Source organism: Campylobacter sp. BCW_6877, from assembly GCF_001762445.1.
Classification (GTDB): Bacteria; Campylobacterota; Campylobacteria; order Campylobacterales; family Campylobacteraceae; genus Campylobacter_D; species Campylobacter_D jejuni.
This window is the reverse complement of record NZ_MJWW01000034.1, coordinates 1-3,183: the sequence shown is the minus strand read 5'-3', so window position 1 is coordinate 3,183 and position 3,183 is coordinate 1. Positions and strand designations below refer to the sequence as shown.

At 32.5% G+C, this 3,183-nt stretch carries 1 pseudogene; it reads left to right on the top strand.

Annotation, left to right across the window (positions count from 1 at the left end):
* Positions 1-55: 55 nt before the first annotated feature.
* A pseudogene (locus AJ936_RS03725) lies at positions 56-3,120 on the top strand (hypothetical protein).
* Positions 3,121-3,183: the final 63 nt, after the last annotated feature.

The following is a 3,183-nucleotide window of genomic DNA, read 5'->3' as shown; positions in this document are numbered from 1 at the left end:
AAATAAGGAAGGAGAAAAATATTTGAGTAAAAATATTATTTCAAGTAAGGTGTCCATGGGGGGGGGATTAAAGAATCCTGTTTAAATTCTAAAAAGATAGTTTTATCTTTAGCTACTATTTCTTTCTTAGCGAGTTGTGCTAATGCTACATTAAATTCTGAAATAAAAACTTATGATGAAGTTCATAAAAATACTAAAGCTAGATCAGCAAGTGTTTATACTCCTGAAGCTAGAGTTAATACAACTGTAAGTGGCTCAATAAGCAATCAAATCAACATTACCGATCAAGGTCCACATACCATAATAATTGAAGCAGGTGGAACTTTAGGCAATGAGAATAACAACAATAAAATTATCTATGCTCATGCTAGTGGTAACAACACTCTTACACTTACTAATCTTACCAATAATGGAACTATTAACGGTAAGGTAGCTGTAGAACATGATAACAATTTTAATGGAACCATTACTGTTAATACCTTTGAAAATAAAAACCAAATCAATGGAAATGTCTATATGGGAGTTTGGGGAGGTAACTCAGGAACTCTTAATATAGATAAATTTGATAATAGTGGGACTATTAAATCAAATGATGATGGAGTTTTTTTCGAAGGAAAGAATACTAATATACAAAGCTTTAGCAACAACGGTCTAATCAGTGGACAACAAGGTGTAAGCTTATCTGGAGGAACTATAAATAGTTTTAATAATAATGGAACTATCAGTGGTAGCTCTTCTGGTATATTTGTAGCAGGTGGCAACATAAAAACCCTTGTTAATTCTGGAACTATAATATCTAACGGTAGTTATGATGCCAATGCCGGCATAAAACTAGAAAGTGGTGGCACTATAGAAAATATCATCAACACAGGAACTATACAATCAAATTATTCTGGCATAGTTGTAACTTGGGGTAAATTTGGAACACTTACCATAAAAGATGGAGGCGTAGTTTATGGAAAAGATGCTGGAATAGCAATAGCCCAATGGCAAACTCTAGGGGATTTATACATAGATGGAGCAAGCTCAAAAAAAGATGGTACAGTAAGTGGAATTTATGGCGACATCAATGGAATTGTTTTAGAAACTGGATCAAGCAGTCAAAAAATAGAACTTAAAAATGGTGGTGTTATTAAAGGTAATATTAATGGCATAAGATTAGATAATGCAGCTTCTTTAAGCGGAGAAATGATTTTATCTGGAAAAGGTTCTAGAGTAGAAGGTGGAAGTGGTGCTGGTATATCTAATGATGGTGGAAAAATAACAGGATCTATGACAATAAAAGATGGAGCTACTGTAACTTCTTCTTCAGGTCAAGCCATATCTAATTCTGGCTCAGGAAGTATAACAGGTGGCATTACAGTTAGTGGAGAAAACACTAAACTTGAAGGAAATATAATCAATACAGGTGATGCTTCTATAGGTAGCGATATCAAGATAGAAGGTGGAGCTAAGGTAGAAGGTGGTCTTGTTAATCAAGGTAATGGAAGTATCTCAGGAAGTGTTCAAGTAAGTGGTGGTAGTAGTATTGATTCCATTACCAATGAGGGTAATGGAGCTATTTCTGGTTCAATTACTGTAGATAAAGATAGTAAACTTGATTCCATCACTAACACCTCTACTTCTGATACAGGTATAAGTGGTTCTATCACTAACAATAGTGATAATAAACTTGAAATTTCTAATGGAGAAGGTGCTACTATAGGTGGAGGTATTACAAATAATGGTAATGCTGATTTAGTTATTTCCAACCAAGGCTCAGTAGGTAAAGATGATCATGGTAATACAGTAACTAACAATGGTAGTGGTAGTGTTGGAATTAAAGATTGGCTTGTTACTACAGATAAAGATACGGGTAAATTAGACACTATAGTTGTAGGTGGAAGTGGAAATGGAAATGTAAGTGCTGATAAAATTACTATAGATGAGGGCAATCTCGATCTAGGACAACTTGATAATATAAATGATATCATCTCAGGTGTTAATCAAAACAATATTGGCAATATAGGAACCAATGGTAGTGGAGAAATATCTTTAAGCTTTGATCCAATAACAGGAAAGCTTACTACAGATTTTAATCTTAATGCCTCCATATCAGGTGCAACCTTTAGATCTTTAATCTCTACTACTACAAGAAGATCAACCTTTATAGATAATGTTATGGGTAATTCTATGCAAACTTTTGCTTTAGCTTCTTCAAGTAAGTCTCAAAGCATTGCTATGTCTGAAAAGGGTAATTTATATGCAGATGCAAGTGATTATATAAAGAGTGATTTAAATAATGGAAGCTATGGTTCTAATAAAGAACATTCTTTATTCATCCTTCCTTATGCTTCTTCACAGAATGTTGAACTTTCTTTAAATGAAGAAAGTAAAGGACACACTAAAGGAACCATTATAGGTTATTCTACTTTAAAAGACAGTGGAATATATGGTGTGTATGCAGGTTATGAAGATACAAAAATGGGTTCAACTTATTTTGATATTAATAATAGAACCTATTATGCAGGTTTAAAATATTTTAATACCTTATTTACTACAGAAAAAGGTCAAGAAGTTTATATCAAAGCTCAAGGTAAAGCTGCTTTGATTAAAAATGATTTAACTAAAAAAATAGGAAATAATGAAGCTAAAGCTGAACCTAATTCTTATGCTTATGGAGTCAATACAGCCTTAGGTATGAATTTTATTTCTAATAAAGATATATTCTCCCCTGAAATAGGTCTTGCTTATGAAGGAGGTTATACTGAAGCTTTTTCTATGAAAGATACTATAGGACAAGCAACAGTTAAAGGTGGAGAAAGAACCTATGCAAACTATTTAAATCTTTTCTCTACTAAAACAAGCTTTACTTGGTTTAGAGATTGGTTGCCTAATTTAAAAACTTCAGTAGAACTTGGAGCTAAGTTTAATATCAATCCTAAAGTAGAAGCTGAGGCTAGATTTGGAAATATAAAAGTAAGTGATGAGTTTGATTTACCAAGAATACAAAAATTTGTAAGCACTTCTTTTATCGTTCCTGTTAATGAAGCTTTCTATTTTAGTTTAAACTATAATGGAATGTTTGATAAAGATGGCAATACCCATACAGGATTTGCTCAGTTTAATTATCTTTGGTAATCTTATAAAAGATCATACTTAGTTTAATTAGTTTACTCTCCTACTTGTTAAAAATTTCATCCT